Below are 17,675 nucleotides of genomic sequence, written 5' to 3' on the forward strand. Positions count from 1 at the left end.
AGGAGCAAAACAGATGGAGAAATTACTATTAACAGGATTTGAACCATTTTTATCAAATCCGATCAACCCTACAATGGAAGTCGTGCAGGCACTAAACGGAAAATCTATCGGTCAGTTTGAAATTGTTGGCCATGTATTATCTGTGGACTTTGCAAAAGCACCGGAACAGTTTATGGCACTGGTCGAAGAAGTAAAGCCGACGATTATCGTTTCATTAGGATTAGCAGCAGGGCTCACGAAAATATCTCCGGAACGAGTTGCATTGAATGTAAAAGATGGGGAAAAGGACAATGCGGGAAATGCATTTGAAGATGCACCGATTAAAGAAGACGGGCATGTTGCGTATTTGTCGACATTGCCGATCCGCAAAATTGTCAACCGCTTAAATTCTGCAGGTTATCCGACAGCAATATCGAATTCAGCAGGAACGTATTTATGCAATAATATTATGTATGAAGGCTTGTACTATGCTGCAAAGAATGAAAAGATTCGAGCTACAGGATTTATCCACATCCCTGCATCATTCGAGCTGGCGATTGAGCACGGTCGAATTCCCGGCTGGTCAATGCGTGATTTGACAGCTGCCATTGAACTGGCACTTGAAGTATGTGCTGAAAACGTAGTGCTGGCACGGTAAGTATTATAAATTAAATCAAATATCCGGTTATCAAGAAAAGCAATTATATATTGCTTTTCTTTTTATATTTTTTGAAACTTTTTCTTAATTTTTCCGTCAGTACGTTGCTAAACAAATGAAAAGGAGCGATTAACGTTGAAAAAGACAATATTTACATTACTGATCATATTGTTTGTCGTAATGATATTAAAAAATCCGGTTCAAGCAGCAGAACAGAAATCTTTTGGGGATGTAACATATAAAATTGTTACACTTGAAAATGGTAAACAAGAGGTACATATTACAGGATTGACGACACATAAAAACCGCATTGTTGTTCCGGAAAAGATTGAAGGGTTGCCCGTTGTTGAGTTAGTCGATCGTGCATTGTATATGGATCGCTCGGATTATGCTTCTGATGGGACATATTCTGAATGGGATATACCGGGCTATAAGGATCTCTTTATTACTGAAATTGAATTACCGAAAACGCTTAAAAGAATAGGCAAAGAAGCACTTGCCAATCACTTGATCGAAAAGATTTCTCTTCCGGATGGACTGGAAGAGATTGGGCAAATGGCTTTTTCTGGTAATAGCCTGACGACTATTACTATCCCGGCGTCTGTGAAAAAAATAGGCGGGGATATTGTTAGCGGTAACAGAATCAAAACGTATTCATTGCCGCCATCATTTAAAAAATCTGAAAGTAAAAAATCCGGGAACTTTCTTTACGAAAAATTTTCGCATAACGGCAAAACAGAAATTCGAATTACAGGGCATACATTAAAAAAAGCCCAAACAAAAATAACTGTTCCAAATCAAATAAACGGATTACCCGTGACAGAAATTGGAGATTATGCATTTGCTTATCATAGTAGCTTACTCGGACATGATATAGACTATTCAAAACCTTTCATTAAAGAAGTAATACTTCCTGAAACGATCCGTGTAATTGGAGACTATGCGCTGTCAGGCGTCTATTATAATAATATTAATCGTGATTTTTCATTACCGCGCGATTTAGAAGTAATTGGAAATTATGCATTTAAGGGTAACTACATTACGAATAAGGGCAATAATTTAAAACTGCCGGCAAATTTGAAAAGTATTGGAGACGGAGCTTTTCAGTGGAATAGACTGGTGGCTGTTACTATACCGTCTACGGTTACATCAATTGGAAAGTATGCATTTGAATACAATAGGTTAACGGACGTAACGATTGGCAGCAATGTAAAAAATATTTCAGCAGGGGCTTTTAGTGGTAATGAAATTTCTAGTCTAATATTACCGAAACAGTTGAATTCAATTGGAGCCGAGGCTTTTGCTCATAATAAATTACGAAAATTAATGTTGCCATCTACTGTCAAATCAATTGGGGATTTTGCATTTACGTATAATGTATTGGAAGATGTCTCTCTGTCAACTCACCTGCAGACAATTGGCGATGGTGCATTTATACAAAATAAGCTGACCGTCTTAAAAGTGCCGGGTGAAGTTAAAAATCTGCCATTCAATGTAATTGCAGATAATCCACTTCAGGCGGTTATATTGCAAGGATCTTCGACGAAAATTTCATCGTATACGGCCTCAAGAAGAGGTTTTGATACTACTTACTATAATGTGATGGAAAAGCTGGATAAATTGTACTTGGATAAAAACTTTAAAGAAGATTGGTCAAATTGGGATACGGTCATTTCCAATCCTGCAACGTTATATGTAACATGGAAGGGACAAGAACCGGTTGTTTATGAAGGTGAAACTGGTGAACCGATTAAAGAGGAGCCAACGGGCGAACATCCTGTAACGGATCAACCAGTTCCATCCAATCGTTCGTTTCCAGATACAGAAACTCACTGGGCAAAAGATACAATTGCCGATTTTGTGGCAAAGGGAATTATATCCGGTTATCCCGACGGTACATTCCGTCCGAATGATCTGATGCAACGCAAACATGTCGCAAGTATTTTAGTGAAGGTGTATGAATTAAAATCAGCACTAGCACCTGTTGAGTTTAAAGATGTAACTTCGAATCATCCAAACCATACGGCTATTTCCAAATTGCAGCAAGCGGGGGTCATTCATGGATCAGACGGTTTATTTCGACCAAATGATACCCTGACACGCGGCCAAATGGCAAAAATTTTAGTGCTAGCATCCAACTTTACGCCAGGCGGGCAAAAAACATTCCCTGACGTTCCACGTACTTACTGGGCGCATGACTATATTGCCGCACTTGCAGATCTTAATATTGTGGGGGGAAGTAACGGTCAGTTTAATCCGAACGGTGCTGTTACACGCAGTCAATTTGTAGGGATGCTGGATAAGGCATTGAAAGTAATGGAAAAATAGTAAGAAAAAAATCAGCCGTATTATGGCTGATTTTTGTTTTAGATATAGATAATTGAACGGCAAACTCTTCTAAATTATAAACCGACTAGCTTCATCAATTTTTTATAGCGTCTATCCCCAAGCAGCTTATGGATTTTTTGTAAAACCTCTTTTGGAACGCCGGTAAGAGCCCAGCTGATATTGGCATGCTTCAGAATCTTCTGCAGCTTCTGAACTTCCTCAATGCTCAACTCAAGTCCCTGCTGTTTGGCGAAATCCTGCAGTTGCCTGTCATTCATTCCTTTTAAGTTATCAAGCCATTGTAGCATTTGAATTGTCTTCATCCTTTCAAGTTTAATCCCTTTACATGAACATAAAACTGCATTATACTAACTTGATGTAAATCGTAATGATTTTGAATTAGAAAGAAGCGAACGAAATGAAAAAACCATTGATTGAATTGAAGGATGTTTCCTTTCAATATGAATACACACAAGCATTGAAAAATATTTCGCTACGTGTCAATGAAGGCGACTTTTTGGCGTTAATCGGTCAAAACGGTTCCGGAAAATCGACACTTTTGAAATTAATTTTAGGACTGTTAAAGCCCATGTCAGGGGAAATTAAATTATTTGGCGAACAAGCAAACCATTTTAAACACCGCGAATGGATTGGCTATGTTTCGCAAAAATCCAATGCCTTTAACTCGGGGTTTCCTGCAACGGTCGAAGAAGTCGTGAAAAGCGGTTTATCGCAAAAGGTCGGGCTCTTTAAACGCTATCCAAAAGATGCGGATTTTCTAGTAAAAGGTGCTTTAAAAGATGTCGGCATGGAGAAATTTCTAAAACGGAATATTGGTCAGCTTTCCGGAGGGCAACAGCAGCGTGTATTCATCGCACGTGCATTAGTGTCCGATCCGAAGCTTCTTATTTTGGATGAACCGACAGTCGGAATTGACCGTGAAAATGTGCAGGCATTCTATGATATGCTCGCACATTTGAATAAGCATCACAATATGACAATGATTTTAGTTACACATGATGTGGACACGGTTTCGGATCGAGTCAGTCATGTCGCATGCTTAAACCAGTCGATCCATTTCCACGGATACAAAAATGATTTTGATACGATTTCGGAAGAACAGATTGCTAGCTGGAACGGCCACTCTGTTCGAAAGATTCATTAAGAGGAGCAGGCCGTTATGATAGAAGCTATATTAAACTATGAATTTTTACAGAATGCCTTTTTCTCAGGGCTTATTATTGGAGTAATAGCACCATTGCTTGGTGTATTTATCGTAGTAAGACGTTTATCGCTTATTGCAGATGCACTGTCGCATGTTACACTGGCGGGGATTGCGGGAAGCTTGTATTTGAGCCAATCGTTTGCAGCGCTGGCATTGCTGAACCCGATTTATCTAGGGATTGTCGCATCTGTAAGTGGTTCGATTTTAATCGAACGATTACGCAGACTGTATAAACATTATGAAGAACTTGCGATTCCGATTATAATGTCTGGCGGTATCGGTGTGAGTGCCATTTTTATTTCACTTGCAAGCGGATTTAATGCGGATTTAATGAGTTATTTATTCGGCTCTGTATCTGCTGTGTCTCGTCAGGATTTATATGTTGTACTGGCAATTGCAGTCGTCGTTGTTTTATTTTTAATTCTGTTTTTTAAAGAGCTTTTTGTATTGTCGTTCGATGAGGAATATGCGAAAGCGAGCGGTTTACCCGCGAAATGGATTCATTTAATCTTTATGATTGTTGTCGCACTCGTAATCGCAGCAAGTATGCGTATTGTCGGAATTCTGCTTGTTTCAAGCTTAATGACATTACCGGTAGCTGCAGCGATGCGGTTGGCTCGCGGCTTTAAAGAAGCGATCATTTTAGCGATTGTATTTGGAGAGCTGGCAGTAGTAATCGGACTTGTTTCTGCATTTTATCTGAACTTGGCACCGGGTGGAACAATTGTTGTCACATCGATTTTGATCTTACTATTAGTAATTTTATTAAAAAAACTTGTTTTGAAATTCACGATTAAAACGGAAGGGGAAGAAGTACTGTGAATGCAGCGCGCGCGTGGGAAATATTAAAGGATAATGGCTATAAAAAGACGGATAAACGAGAGTTGATTTTGGGTATGTTTGCAGCTACAGACAAATATTTGACTGCCCGTGATTTGTTATCAGTATTGAAAAAAGATTTCCCTGGGATGAGTTTCGATACAATTTACCGTAACTTGGCCACTTTTGTGGAGCTTGATATTTTAGAAGAAACAGAATTAAACGGTGAGCGTAATTTCCGTATGCATTGTGAGTCGGATCACCATCACCACCACTTTATTTGCCGTGATTGCGGGAATGTAAAGGAGCTGTCTGTTTGCCCGATGGAAATGCTCGGTGAAAAACTGCCGGGTTATGCTGTTGAGGCTCATAAATTTGAGATTTACGGGAAATGTCCGGAATGTCTGTAGGTAGCTGTAAAAAATATTTATTGCATAATTTTTTTTATATGCTAAAGTGATTAAGACAAATTGAATAAATTTGCAGGAAAAAGATGCATTATGCATAAATGGGAATTCGGTGCAAATCCGAAGCTATATCCGTAACTGTAAGCGTTGACGAAAATAAGTGTGATACCACTGCTAATATAGCGGGAAGGTACTTATGAGTAAAGTGAGACGCAGAGCCAGGAGACCGATCTTTTTCTTATCGTAACATCCCTCTTCGGAATTAAAGAGAATGTACGGCAGTCACTGATCGAATGAGCATTGTTTTACACTCTTTTATTGATTTTTGAAGCCATCCATTTTCTTGGGTGGCTTTTTTTCGTTCACTCGTTAATTTCGGTGTGGTACTACTTGAAGTGAGGAGAATTTTATGAAAAAGGATATCCGTTTTTCCTGTTATCCGTTTATGCGGGAAAAATCTAGCTGCGTCGATTATGAAATCCGCACCGATTCTTTGACGACGCGAATCGGTACAATCTTTCCAACGTTAGTTAATGATGCATCCGGTCAAGTCGTCTTGGAAGATCTAAGGAAGATTCAACCGTTAGCCTATCATGCCAATGGTTCGGTCCGCGGTAAATTGGCCATTACATCAGAGGATATACAATGGCTAAGCGATCGATACGATTTTTATGTAGATGAAGTCGGGGAAACGATTCAGCAATTTGTACTGCCCCAAGGAATTGAAAGTGCCGCGAGACTGCATATTTGCCGGAGTGAGGCGAAAAAGTCTTACAGAGCATTACATAAAGTAAGCGAAGAAAGAGAAGTGGATGAAATTCTGTTTGATTTTCTCGGACTGCTGGCCAATGTATTTTTTGTCATGGCGGTCTATATGAATCAGCAGCATCAACAGGAGGAAATTCCATTTATCTCAAAATCCTATCCAACGAAAAAGAAAAAAGGAGTTACAACAAATGAAATTTAATAACAAATGGGTCGTTGCTTTAGCGGCAACATTATTACTGGCAGCATGTGGATCAGATGAGGAAAAAACAGAAAAGGACATTAATAATGCATCCAAAAATGATGGCGCTTCCTATACAGTTGTAGATGACCGTGGTGTTGAAGTGACATTCGATGAAGTACCGGAAACGATTATTTCCCTACAGCCAAGCAATACAGAAATTTTGTTTGAACTGGGCGTCGGAGAACAAATTATCGGTGCAACAGAATTTGATACATATCCGGAAGCCGCACAAGAAATTGAACGTGTTTCGACTTCTACAGTCATTAATGCAGAACGAATTGTTGAATTAGATCCGGATGTCGTGATTGCTTACACAATCGGAGAGGAAACACAAATTACCCAATTGGAAGATGCGGGTTTAAAAGTATTTGTAATTGCCTCTGCGGCGACATTTGATGATGTTTACTCGGATATTATCCAGCTATCTGAAGTAATGGGTGTCGAAGATAGAGGGGAGAAAGTTGTAGCCGACATTAAGGCGCAAATCGAAACAGTACAGGAAAAAACAGCGAATGTCGATACGAAGAAAAAAGCCTATTATGAAGTGTCGCCAGCTCCGGATCTTTGGACTACCGGAAGCAGTACGTTCCAGCAGGAAATAATGGATCACGCAAATGTTGAAAATATATTTGCTGATCAGACGAGCTGGATCAGTGTGACAGAAGAAGATGTTATTACTCGTAACCCTGAAATTATTATTACACCTGCAACGTATATGGAAAATGCAGTTGAGGAAATTCTTGGACGTACAGGCTGGGATAAAATACAGGCAGTCACAGACCAGGCAGTTTATTTAGTGGATGGGGACATTATGTCACGTCCTGGACCACGTATTGGTGAAGCGGTAGAAATTATGGCACAATCAATATACCCGGAACTGTTTAAATAAGTATAGAATAGAAGGACATGCCTTAGTTTAGGCATGTTCTTTTTACATGTAAGGATGAGGAGGGAGACGATTGATCTTTATAACGGGTGGTGTACGTAGCGGGAAAAGTGCTTTTGCAGAGAAATACGCAAGGCAATTAGGTGAGACAAAGACGCTCTACTATATCGCGACAGGAGTATCTTTTGATGATGAAATGAAAAAACGGATTATCCGCCATCAGCAGGACCGTGAAAATCAGAATGCCAACTGGAACACAGTGGAAATGCAAGTTGAAGTTCCTGTAGCAATCGGACAACTTTCTAACGAGGCAGTTGTGCTTTTTGAATGTGTGACAACATGGCTTTCGAATGTACTGTATACATATGAACAAAAAAATGAAAATAGAGAATATATTGATAATTGCATCAAATCGATGCAAAAGCAATTGCTAACTTGGCGGAAGCAAGGTGCTACAATAATAGTTGTATCTAATGAAGTGCTGGATGAACTACCTTCACAATATGAGGAAGTAAATTTATATCGTAAATTGTTGGGAGAGCTTCATCAATGGATTGTCCAAAACAGTGATGAAACATATGAAGTACAATTTCAGCTTGTACAGCAGTGGAAATAAGGAGGAAACAAGTTGAAAAATAGTTGGAGCGGTTTTTTATTAGCTGGGCAGTTTTTTTCGGCAGTGCCGATTAAAAAACAATTGGATATGAATGCCAAGTCTGTTACATGGATGTATGGATTTTTGCCAATTGTCGGATTGCTGATTGGAGCCATAATTAGTAGTGGCGTATTTATACTATCTCGCTATAGTGAGATTTCAGATCTGCTATTGGCGATTTTGATTGTTATCGGGTTGATCATCCTGACAGGGGGTCTGCATTTAGACGGATGGATCGATATGAGCGATGCGTTCTTTTCTTATGGAAAAAAGGAGAAACGGCTAGAGGTATTGGATGATCCGCGAACAGGCGCTTTTGGGGTTATTAGTGTTTTTTGTTTACTCGTATTAAAAATCGGCGTTATTTATGAAATGCTATTGCATGGTCAATTGGCGATTGTGCCGTTTTTAATCTTCATTCCCTTTATAGCGAGAATGGGGATGCTGCTATATTTTGTGACGATGCAGCCTGCAAAGGAAAAGGGACTTGCTGCCTATTTTAAAGGGATCGTCCTTCAAAATAAGCTTGCTGTTCTAATCGGCGTGCAAAGTATCCTGGCATTTGTATGCTGGTTTTATATTGGCGTTTCCAGCTTGTTTATTTTAGTAGTCGTGATGCTGATTACCGTAATTATTTACCGGAATTGGTCAAAGAAACATTTTGGCGGTGTAACAGGTGATTTACTCGGTGCACTCGGTGAAGGGTTGGAGGTTGTGCTATGGCTAACGATATTACTGTGCATTTAATAAGGCACGAAAAAACGATAGCAAATGTGGAGCGTAAATATATTGGCTGGACAGATGAGCCGATACTTAAAAAAGTGGAAGCAGAGATCGATCTAAAGCCTGCTATTATTTATGGGAGCGATTTGCGGAGATGCCGTGAAACTGCACAATGTTATTTTCCGAATGCCGAATATATCGCTTCATGGGATTTGCGTGAACTGCATTTTGGGGATTTTGAAATGTGTACCTATGAACAATTACAGCATAATGAAACATACCGGGCTTGGATTGATGATCCGTTTGAAAATCCGATTCCGAACGGAGAAACGTTTACCCGATTCAATCAGCGCGTATTGGATGGCTTCCATAGGATTATAAATGAAAAGAAAGAATATATGTTCATCGTACACGGAGGAGTAATTCGATTGTTACTTGCCATATACGGAATGAAGGAACAAACCTTTCAGCAAACAGTGGCCAATCATCGTACGATTTATACACTTGGCTGGGATTCGGTAGATGAACTTATAGGAGGTGCGAGATGTACGTTATACTCGGAGGCGCACATAACGGTAAACGAAAATATGCAGAAAAACTGATTTCACAGTTACCGGCAAAAGAACTGGTTGTTTGTGAAGGACACTTGCCAAAAGTAGAAAATATAAATGAAGACGAGCGCTACATAATAAGTAATTTTGAACAATTGATTTTACCGTATCTTCATGAACCGGAAGAAAAGGCTGCCCAGCAGATTTTTGAAAAGATGTTACAAATTGAAGAGCGGGCAGAACTGTTTTGTATTTGTACAGATACAAGCCGTGGTGTTGTACCGCTTGAAAAAGAAGCACGGCAATTAAGAGATACGTGCGGCCGGCTTTACCAGAAGCTTTGTAATGAAGCCCAGACAGTTATTCGTGTATGGTATGGCATCCCACAAATTTTAAAAGGAGATTCTCATGGACAAAACTAAATTACGTTTAATTATTTTAACAGCATTAATTGCGGCAATTTGCGTGATTGGAAGTTTTATTAAAGTGCCGGTAGGAATAGTCGGGACAGCTGCACTCGATTCTGCCCCGGCTCTTATTAGCGCAATCTTTCTACCGCCAGTTTTTGCAGGGGCGGCTGGAGCACTTGGTCATATCGCAACAGGTCTTACATCCGGTTTTCCGCTAGGCATTTTACATCTTTTAATTGCAGCGGAGATGTTTATTATAGTTGCGATATTTGCGATTATGCATCAAAAAGGCCTTCATGTATTTAAATGGATATTTGTAATTATCGCAAATGGTGTTATTGCACCGCTTCCGTTTTATTTTATTATTTCTCCGGCATTTTACATCGGCTCAATTGCCTCATTAACAATTGCGACAGCTGTGAACTGTCTTATCGCGATACTCGTCATGCCTGTATTGAAAACGGTCGTGCAGCGAGTAGGGGTTAATGTATGAGAAATGCGATAGAAGTTAACGGGTTAGTCGTATCGATTGATAATTCGGGTTGTATCGGCACAAAAGAGCACGATATTGTACACGCCCCAAATGAAATTACCGCTTATTTTACAGCTCGTACCGCTATTTTAGAGCAACTTTGCGCGGGTGCCGTCCCGGTTCAGTTATTAATGGCCAATTTTTCGGGCGATGACGTCTGGACGGAATATGAGCAAGGTTTTAAAAAGGCATTTTCCGAAATGGGGCAGGAGATGCCTCCTTTAATGGGCTCGAGTGAAACGAATTTCCAGTCGCTTCAGTCAGCTGTCTCTCTCACGTTGCTAGGGAAAAAGCGATTCGAACGAAATACGAACCATTGCGAGTTCTATGTTGTCGGCGAACCGCTTGTCGGAAATGATGTAATAGAAAATCCACATAAAATAGCCCAGTTAAATGAGTTGTATGAAGGGCTGGTCAACGGAATAATCCAAGCAATATGGCCAACAGGTTCTAAAGGAATTGGGACAGAAATAATACGTTTTGCCGGAGAAAATTATACAGCAGATGTCGATTTAACTGCTTCAGCAGGTCCATCATGTGCGGTATTAGTTGCTGTGAAAAAGGAGTATGTAGAAATGTTCAAAACTAAAATGACAGCACCTGTTAGAGAACTTGTAAAAGTTAAAGAATGATTGTTGAGAAATTTGCTCGAAAACTAATGGAACTGCTAGAAAAAAATATTTTTTGCCGGAAATTAAAAAATACTAAATTTTCTAAAAATAAAGTGGTATGATAGAGTGTATCAACTTAAATTAGTTAAGGAGCATGAAATTATGACAACATACCAAATTACAACTGAGTTATCAACAAATAAAAAACAAAAAACACCTGCAGAACAGCTTGGTTTTGGTAAGATTTTTACTGACCATATGTTTGTTATGGATTATGAAGATGGAAAAGGATGGCATAATGCGACAATTACACCATATGCTCCGATTACAATAAGTCCTGCTGCGATGGTATTCCACTATGGACAAGCGGTATTTGAAGGTTTAAAAGCATATATGACAGAAGATGGTGAAGTCCAGTTATTCCGTGCGGACCGAAACTTCCAACGATTAAATTCTTCCAATGCACGCATTTGCATTCCACCGATTGACGAGGATTTTGCATTAGAAGCTTTAAAAGAATTAATCCGAGTAGATCGCGAATGGGTTCCGACAGCTCCAGGTACATCTCTTTATATTCGACCATTTATTATTGCGACAGAGAGCTATTTAGGTGTAAATCCTGCGAAAAGCTATAAATTTATGATTATTATGTCACCGGTCGGCTCTTATTATAAAGAAGGCATTAACCCGGTCAAAATTTTAGTAGAACAGCAATTCGTGCGTGCCGTAGTTGGCGGTACCGGTGAAGCGAAAACTGCCGGCAACTATGCTTCGAGCTTAAAAGGTTCGGAAATTGCTGCGCAGCAAGGCTATTCTCAAACATTATGGCTGGACGGCAAGGAAAATAAATACGTAGAAGAAGTCGGCAGTATGAACATCTTCTTTAAAATTTCAGGAAAAGTTATTACACCTGCATTAAACGGCAGTATTCTACCAGGGATTACTCGCGATTCAATGATTGAAGTATTAAAATCCAAAAATATTCCGATTGAAGAGCGTGCAATTGCTTTTGAAGAGGTGGTAGAAGCAGCTAAAAACGGCACATTGGAAGAGGCATTCGGTACAGGAACTGCAGCTGTAATTTCGCCAGTAGGGGAGCTGAAATGGCTGGATGAAGTTATTTCTGTCAACAACGGCCAAATCGGCGAAGTAACGCAAATGCTTTATGATACATTAACAGGCATCCAATACGGTAAAGTTGAAGATACATTCGGCTGGACGGTTAAAATTTAATAAAAAGAAATACAGCATTTTCCGTAATGGAAGAATGCTGTATTTTTTATTGTCCTAACTATTTTTCAAGGACTTCTTCAACTCGTGAAAAGTCTTCGCGAGGAAGTATTGCCGATTTTTCAAATGTATTTTTTCCGACATATGTTTCAATTAATTCTTTAACATCAATACCGGAAGAGGCTTTTAATGTTTCTTGTAAGCCGGCCATTAAATCAGTCGCATAACCCGTCACTTTACCAGCACCGCCGTTTGCACCGCCACCTGTATCAACAACTGTAATCTTGTCGATATTTGAAAGTGGGCTGGCAACTTGTTTTGCGTATTCCGGTAACATTTTAACAATCATATCAAGGACAGCCGCTTGACCGTATTGTTCAAACGCTTCTGCAATTTTCTCTTTAGCTTCTGCTTCTGCAAGACCGCGTAGACGGATAATTTCTGCCTCAGCCGTACCTTGAGCACGCTCTGCATCTGCTTTCGCAAGACCATCTAAACGAATGCGCTCTGCTTCAGCTTGTGCCTGTGCTTCAATACGGTATTTCTCCGCATCTGCCTGCGCAAGCTCTTTACGTTTTTGTGCTTCTGCGTTTTGTTCAATTGCATAACGGTCCGCATCTGCCTTTTTCTTTACTTCTGAATCATATTGCTTTTCACGACGCAGAATTTCTTTTTCTTCTAATTCAATTTGCTTTTGACGTTCAATGATGCGTACTTGCATTTCCTGTTCAGTTACTTCCTGTTTGGCACGTGCAGATTCCAATTCGTACGCCTGGTCGGCACGGGCTTTTGCGATGTCCTGCTCACGGCGGTATTCAGCCACTTTTAACTGATTATTTTTCTCGGCTTCCGCAATTTCAGTAGCACGCTCTAATTCAGCCTGTTGCGCTTCCTGAGCTGCTTGAGCACGTTTAATACGTGTTTCTTTGTCTGCTTCAGCAGTTGCAATATCTGCATCACGTTTTACTTGAGCGATTCGAGGCTTACCTAGAGAATCCAAATAGCCGTTTTTATCGCGAACATCTTTAATTGTAAATGATACAATGATCAAGCCCATTTTCGCTAAATCCTGGGATGCGACACGTTGTACTTCCTGCGAGAACTTATCGCGGTTTTTATAAATTTCTTCAACTGTCATCGATCCTAAAATCGAACGTAAATGACCTTCCAGTACTTCGCGCGCTTCACTTTCGCGTTCCTGTTTATCTTTTCCTAAAAATTGCTCGGCAGCAGTTGCAATTTCCGAAATTGAACCACCGATTTTGATGATTGCTGTACCATCAGCCATAACAGGAACACCTTGCTCTGTATAAACTTCCGGAGTTGTTACTTCCAGTTTGCTTGAAAGTAGACTAAGTGGTTTTGCCTGCTGAAAAACCGGGAATACAAATGTACCACCACCGCGAATAATTTTAATGCGGTTTCCTGAATCATCGGTATGTACATTTTTGCTTCCTAAATAACTACCTGTTACGATTAATGCTTCATCCGGACCGGCTGTGCGGTATTTCATAATATAGACGGCTACAAGAGCGACAATTAGAAATACGACTACCCCGACTGTTAATAAAATTCCAGATATACCTTCCAAACCTGACATAAAAATTCCTCCCTTTTTCTAAAATTGAAGTTCTTCTTTCTCATAAATCGCGACCATTGCTGTACCATCACGCATCTCAATAATTAAAACTTGCGTGTCATATGGAATCTCTACCTGATGAAAACTTGCTGCACGCTTTGATATAATGCCGTTTGCCGTTTCGATCACCATTTCCCCAAAACCTTCAAGAGGAACAGGCACAATCACTTTTCCGACCTGACCTTCAAGCGATTCTTCTGTATAGGCAAGCGACACTTCCGCTGAACGTAAAGGAACGAGCAGGAAAAAATAGAGAAGTGCTGTCAATAAACTCGCAATTATAAAAGCGATGATGAATGTGATGAAACTTGTTAAGCCGGTAAACTGCTCCAGCAAATAGCCCGCAGCCGAAGTGAACGTAATAAACGAAAGAATTACAGCTGGGTCAAAAAATGGTGTTCCATCGATGGACACATCCGCAACATCTGCAAAAAATAAGTAAAGAACAGTGCAACACCCAATAACGATTAAGATGATTAAATAAATGGTTTCAATGGAATAACCAAACAAGTTGCCACCTCCTTAATGCTATTTAATAAATTTACGGATGAAATGGTAAAAAGTTTCAAAAAAATTATTATTTTCCGAGAAATATAAATTGTATGCCAATTCCGTGATTGACATACATCATGCGTAGAGGGGGAGCTTATTTCATTTGAAAATTATTTTTGACCTGAATAGTAAGCGGACTGTTTTGTTCTATGTATTCCATCATTAAATCGGGAATGAATTTATCTGCTTCACGTACAGGCTGTTTTTTAAACATCTGCATTTGATGTGCACCTGTTGCGCGGTAGCTATTGACGGCTACTTCGAAAATCTCATTATGCTGAATAGGTTTTCCTTCAAAAGTTAGCTTCGTGACACGTTGACCTGTTTGTTGATGCAGATCAATTGCGTAATCAACACCACCCCACAAATCATAAATATATGGCTGCGGCTCCGGATAGTACACGGCCATACGAAAATCGATTTCCCCTTTATAATTTAGCGCAAAGACAGCTGCACTTTGTTCAATCGCCCGCCGGATTTCAGCTCCGGACATTTTGATGACGAGCAGTCGGTTAGATCGGGGAAGATTGTGTAAAACATGTTCACGGGTTATTTTTTCCGAAAAGCCGCCTTGAGTATGGTAGGGCAGTTCGATGACCGAAATTTGGGCACCCGTGTAATGGAGCTGCATATCATGAAGCAATTGTGTATATGCGGTCATTTTAATGCGGGGCGTAAAAAAGTCCGCATAAGTCAGCACTTCATCCGTTGTCCCGATTTGTTGTTTTTTCCACGCATAAAATTCGGGGAAAGACTGCATTTTTAATTTGGGATCCACTTGGAAGATAGATGGTTCAAAAGAAAATGTACCGTGTTCCACAGTGACATCAATTTGTGCAAAGCAATGTGCATTTGCCCCGGGTTGCACGACAGCGACACCGTTTTGCACTGCGGCAATTTCCAAATGCTGATGCCCGGTAATGAATATGTCAATGCCTTCAATTTCATGTAGCATACGATAGCCTTCATTTTCACCTTGTTCCAGATCTATTAGGTGACCGCTATGAATATCTCGTTCAAAACCACCGTGATAGCTTAAAATGACTAGCTGTGCCTGTTTAACATCTCGAACGTACTTTACAGTGTTTTTTGCACTTTCAAATGCGTTTTGGAAGTGCAGATGCTTTGTCGATTCACATTCATCCCAAATTTTTGTGAAATGTGTCACGACTCCTATGACAGCAATACGCAGCCCGTTTATTTCTTTAATAAAATATGGTTCGGCAAACCCTGGAATATTGGCGGCGATCCAAGGGAAATTGGAGGCGTTGCGGATCGCTTGGATTTTCTCGGGAGAATAGTTGAATTCATGATTGCCGAAAACAGCAACATCATAGCCAAGTGTGTTCGCAAGTTCAATTTGCGGGTGTTGTTTTTGAACAATATAATCGTAATAATAGCTTAAATGACTACCCTGCAAAAAATCGCCATTATCGATTAACAAAGCGGGCTGTCTAGCGGAAATCATTTGAGTAAGCTGTGAAAAGCGTTCGGCATGTCCATGAACATCGCTCGTCGCAATAATAGTAAATTTCATTGATAAAAACTTCCTTTAATATTTCATTTTCCTTATTATAGCGCGAATTATTGCGCAACTGTTTTGAAAATGATTAAATAAATAGATGAAGCAGTTTACGTTAAATATTAGGAGTTGGTAATCATGATTACAGTAACGAACCGTATCCAAGTAAAAAAAGGCTTTGCCGAAAAAATGGCCCCAAAATTTGTACAACCAGGACCATTACAAGAATTTGAAGGTTTCCAAAAAGTAGAAGTATTAGTTTCAACGCAATTTGAAGAATATGACGAGATGAGCGTTGTCATGTACTGGGACTCAGAAGAAAGCTTTGCTGTATGGCGTGAAAGTGATGCATTCAAACAATCACACAAACGTCCATCTGAAGGTCAAGGCGAAGGTCACCAAGGTGAATCACCAATGCTAGGTTCACAAATCGTGATCGCTGAAGTAGCAGGCACAATCTCAAAATAATGTTAAGGGGTGTCCTAATGTTTTGTTAGGACACCTTTATGCTATACATACTGTTGATTGATCTACATATAGCTTATGCTTTAACAAATTGTGAATGAAAAACAGAAGGGTGTTTTTAATGTCGAACATGGTGCAGTACTTTTATGACGGACAGTTTTTGAAATGCTATGAAGAAGCGAAACGCATACGCCTATTACAAGGCGGAGAAAATGATCAGGCAACGCAATTTTTAAAAATCTTTGAAAAATACGAGTATGAAAAATTCCCAAAGCAGACAGCACAGATTGCGCAAAGTGTCGAACGTGCGAATGAAAGCTATCCGGAAAATGATGAGGTTGAACAACTGCGTGCATTAAACGATGAACAGCAGTTTTCAAAAAAAGTGAAACAGCTTGAACACGATGCACGGACAGCGGATGCTGAACGGAAAGCGCAGTCGTTTTATGTACAGGGACATCTTTTTTTAATGGCGCACCATTATGATGAAAGTGTTCACTGCTTTATGGAAGCGGTGAAGCATCATCCGAATAAGGCATTGTTATACGGGATAGCAGGGCAGACGATGAACCGCTTTAACTGGTCACCGTTTGATGTGATGGTCTATATTGAGCGGGCGATCGATCTGGATGCGGAAAACGCAAGATGGTACTGGAATAAAGCGCTCGTTTTAACACAGCTTTACAAAGATTTGAATGCCGAGCCGTTTTTGGAAAATGCTTTAATTGCAATTGAAAAAGCAATCGAGACCTGCCGCGAGGATCAAGTATCGCTGCGTTCAGGCATTGATTCAACTTTGGAAAATTTGAAAGAATATCTTTTCAATTAACGAAGCTCGGTAGATGGAGGAAAAAGCATGAAGTTTTTATCTTGGAAAGGTATTTCGATATACTTAACGATCATTCTATTTTTACTTATTTTTATTCAGATTCTGGACTGGAATAAAGGGAAAGACAAAGAGGGTCAATATGCGGTAGAGCTGGAAAAAGCGTATACGGATCTAGTTGATTTCCAAACTTATATTTTGAACGATGAAGTGCAGATCGATGATAACAAACATGTGCTGACGATGTACGAAAAAAACTTTCAATATCAGCTAAGCATGTTCATTGATATTTTCGGCAATAAAAAAGTGGATGATGCGAACCTATTTGACTCCTATAAACAAATCGATGAGGCATTGGCAGCTTTTTATGAAGCGGAAAGCGCGGAACAGCAAGGGCAGGCACATGAGCAATTGCTCGATGCAAAACAATCGCTGTTTACAATATTGCATGATTTGAAATAATATGGGGGCTCACGAACGCTTTGGTGGAAGCGGGGCGTGGGCTTTTTTATGGATGGAGTGGCTGCGGGCGGAAAAGTTCTAATAAATCAAAACAAACGTACTCCCTAGCCACCCTATAACCATTTAATGACGGCTTCTTCGGCCGAAAACACAGATCTTCTTTTATCACTGCTAGAAGTTCTAATA

Annotated in this window: 21 protein-coding genes and 1 riboswitch; of the genes, 17 read left to right on the forward strand and 4 right to left on the reverse strand. The window is 39.9% G+C overall.

What is annotated here, in order from left to right; all coding sequences use genetic code 11:
- Window positions 1–13 precede the first annotated feature (13 nt).
- Together AC0VXV_RS06140 and AC0VXV_RS06145 are read left to right on the forward strand one after the other, a co-directional pair.
- A complete protein-coding gene (locus tag AC0VXV_RS06140; protein WP_475530762.1) occupies window positions 14–637 on the forward strand; it encodes a pyroglutamyl-peptidase I in 624 nt (207 codons plus the stop codon).
- Window positions 638–772: 135 nt separating this feature from the next.
- Window positions 773–2,965 carry a leucine-rich repeat protein gene (locus AC0VXV_RS06145; protein WP_475530763.1) on the forward strand — a complete coding sequence of 731 codons (2,193 nt, stop codon included), beginning with the start codon at window positions 773–775 and terminating at the stop codon, window positions 2,963–2,965.
- Window positions 2,966–3,039: 74 nt separating this feature from the next.
- On the opposite strand, the gene AC0VXV_RS06150 is transcribed toward AC0VXV_RS06145, so the two are convergent.
- Window positions 3,040–3,273: an isopropylmalate synthase gene (locus tag AC0VXV_RS06150; protein ID WP_475530764.1), complete on the reverse strand. Its 234-nt coding sequence runs from the start codon at window positions 3,271–3,273 to the stop codon at window positions 3,040–3,042.
- A gap of 110 nt (window positions 3,274–3,383) precedes the next feature.
- Between AC0VXV_RS06150 and AC0VXV_RS06155 the strand changes: the two genes are divergently transcribed.
- The 12 genes from AC0VXV_RS06155 (at window position 3,384) to AC0VXV_RS06210 (ending at window position 12,026) form a co-directional block, all read left to right on the forward strand.
- The gene (locus AC0VXV_RS06155; protein WP_251689055.1) at window positions 3,384–4,130 is read left to right on the forward strand and encodes a metal ABC transporter ATP-binding protein; all 747 of its coding nucleotides are present in this window, start codon (window positions 3,384–3,386) and stop codon (window positions 4,128–4,130) included.
- A gap of 15 nt (window positions 4,131–4,145) precedes the next feature.
- Window positions 4,146–5,012: a metal ABC transporter permease gene (locus AC0VXV_RS06160; RefSeq protein ID WP_475530765.1), complete on the forward strand. Its 867-nt coding sequence runs from the start codon at window positions 4,146–4,148 to the stop codon at window positions 5,010–5,012.
- On the forward strand, window positions 5,009–5,419 hold the full coding sequence (locus tag AC0VXV_RS06165; protein WP_475530766.1) for a Fur family transcriptional regulator: 411 nt from the start codon (window positions 5,009–5,011) through the stop codon (window positions 5,417–5,419). Before AC0VXV_RS06160 ends, AC0VXV_RS06165 begins: the two co-directional genes overlap by 4 nt.
- A gap of 64 nt (window positions 5,420–5,483) precedes the next feature.
- Window positions 5,484–5,665: riboswitch (cobalamin riboswitch) on the forward strand.
- A gap of 160 nt (window positions 5,666–5,825) precedes the next feature.
- Window positions 5,826–6,383 carry a hypothetical protein gene (locus tag AC0VXV_RS06170; protein ID WP_475530767.1) on the forward strand — a complete coding sequence of 186 codons (558 nt, stop codon included), beginning with the start codon at window positions 5,826–5,828 and terminating at the stop codon, window positions 6,381–6,383.
- The gene (locus AC0VXV_RS06175) at window positions 6,373–7,314 is read left to right on the forward strand and encodes an ABC transporter substrate-binding protein (RefSeq protein ID WP_475530768.1); all 942 of its coding nucleotides are present in this window, start codon (window positions 6,373–6,375) and stop codon (window positions 7,312–7,314) included. The genes AC0VXV_RS06170 and AC0VXV_RS06175 overlap by 11 nt, the downstream gene beginning before the upstream one ends.
- Before the next feature lie 70 nt (window positions 7,315–7,384).
- Entirely contained in the window at window positions 7,385–7,927 is a 543-nt protein-coding gene (locus tag AC0VXV_RS06180; RefSeq protein ID WP_475530769.1) for a bifunctional adenosylcobinamide kinase/adenosylcobinamide-phosphate guanylyltransferase, read from the forward strand.
- Between the two features lie 12 nt (window positions 7,928–7,939).
- Window positions 7,940–8,713, forward strand: a complete 774-nt coding sequence (gene cobS, locus AC0VXV_RS06185) for an adenosylcobinamide-GDP ribazoletransferase (protein WP_475530770.1) — start codon at window positions 7,940–7,942, stop codon at window positions 8,711–8,713.
- Entirely contained in the window at window positions 8,686–9,291 is a 606-nt protein-coding gene (locus AC0VXV_RS06190) for a histidine phosphatase family protein (RefSeq protein WP_475530771.1), read from the forward strand. Before cobS ends, AC0VXV_RS06190 begins: the two co-directional genes overlap by 28 nt.
- A complete protein-coding gene (locus AC0VXV_RS06195; protein WP_475530772.1) occupies window positions 9,234–9,662 on the forward strand; it encodes a bifunctional adenosylcobinamide kinase/adenosylcobinamide-phosphate guanylyltransferase in 429 nt (142 codons plus the stop codon). The genes AC0VXV_RS06190 and AC0VXV_RS06195 overlap by 58 nt, the downstream gene beginning before the upstream one ends.
- The gene (locus AC0VXV_RS06200; protein WP_475530773.1) at window positions 9,649–10,143 is read left to right on the forward strand and encodes an ECF transporter S component; all 495 of its coding nucleotides are present in this window, start codon (window positions 9,649–9,651) and stop codon (window positions 10,141–10,143) included. Before AC0VXV_RS06195 ends, AC0VXV_RS06200 begins: the two co-directional genes overlap by 14 nt.
- Window positions 10,140–10,814 carry a hypothetical protein gene (locus AC0VXV_RS06205; RefSeq protein ID WP_475530774.1) on the forward strand — a complete coding sequence of 225 codons (675 nt, stop codon included), beginning with the start codon at window positions 10,140–10,142 and terminating at the stop codon, window positions 10,812–10,814. Before AC0VXV_RS06200 ends, AC0VXV_RS06205 begins: the two co-directional genes overlap by 4 nt.
- Before the next feature lie 141 nt (window positions 10,815–10,955).
- Window positions 10,956–12,026, forward strand: coding sequence for a branched-chain amino acid aminotransferase (locus AC0VXV_RS06210; protein ID WP_475530775.1), 1,071 nt, complete (start codon window positions 10,956–10,958; stop codon window positions 12,024–12,026).
- A gap of 58 nt (window positions 12,027–12,084) precedes the next feature.
- Here AC0VXV_RS06210 and AC0VXV_RS06215 read toward each other — a convergent pair whose 3' ends face one another.
- The 3 genes from AC0VXV_RS06215 to AC0VXV_RS06225 form a co-directional block, all read right to left on the reverse strand.
- Window positions 12,085–13,623: a flotillin family protein gene (locus AC0VXV_RS06215; protein WP_079525684.1), complete on the reverse strand. Its 1,539-nt coding sequence runs from the start codon at window positions 13,621–13,623 to the stop codon at window positions 12,085–12,087.
- An 18-nt stretch (window positions 13,624–13,641) separates the two neighbouring features.
- Window positions 13,642–14,172, reverse strand: coding sequence for an NfeD family membrane protein (locus tag AC0VXV_RS06220; RefSeq protein ID WP_475530776.1), 531 nt, complete (start codon window positions 14,170–14,172; stop codon window positions 13,642–13,644).
- A gap of 136 nt (window positions 14,173–14,308) precedes the next feature.
- The gene (locus AC0VXV_RS06225) at window positions 14,309–15,751 is read right to left on the reverse strand and encodes a bifunctional metallophosphatase/5'-nucleotidase (protein WP_475530777.1); all 1,443 of its coding nucleotides are present in this window, start codon (window positions 15,749–15,751) and stop codon (window positions 14,309–14,311) included.
- 123 nt (window positions 15,752–15,874) lie between these two features.
- Here AC0VXV_RS06225 and AC0VXV_RS06230 point away from each other — a divergent pair, with 123 nt between their 5' ends.
- The 3 genes from AC0VXV_RS06230 (at window position 15,875) to AC0VXV_RS06240 (ending at window position 17,489) form a co-directional block, all read left to right on the forward strand.
- On the forward strand, window positions 15,875–16,204 hold the full coding sequence (locus AC0VXV_RS06230) for a heme oxygenase (protein WP_475530778.1): 330 nt from the start codon (window positions 15,875–15,877) through the stop codon (window positions 16,202–16,204).
- Window positions 16,205–16,322: 118 nt separating this feature from the next.
- Window positions 16,323–17,030: an O-linked GlcNAc transferase gene (locus AC0VXV_RS06235; RefSeq protein WP_475530779.1), complete on the forward strand. Its 708-nt coding sequence runs from the start codon at window positions 16,323–16,325 to the stop codon at window positions 17,028–17,030.
- 27 nt (window positions 17,031–17,057) lie between these two features.
- Complete coding sequence (locus AC0VXV_RS06240; protein ID WP_475530780.1) at window positions 17,058–17,489, forward strand: iron ABC transporter substrate-binding protein; 432 nt, start codon at window positions 17,058–17,060, stop codon at window positions 17,487–17,489.
- Window positions 17,490–17,675: the final 186 nt, after the last annotated feature.

The organism is Solibacillus sp. iso_87, from assembly GCF_056173085.1.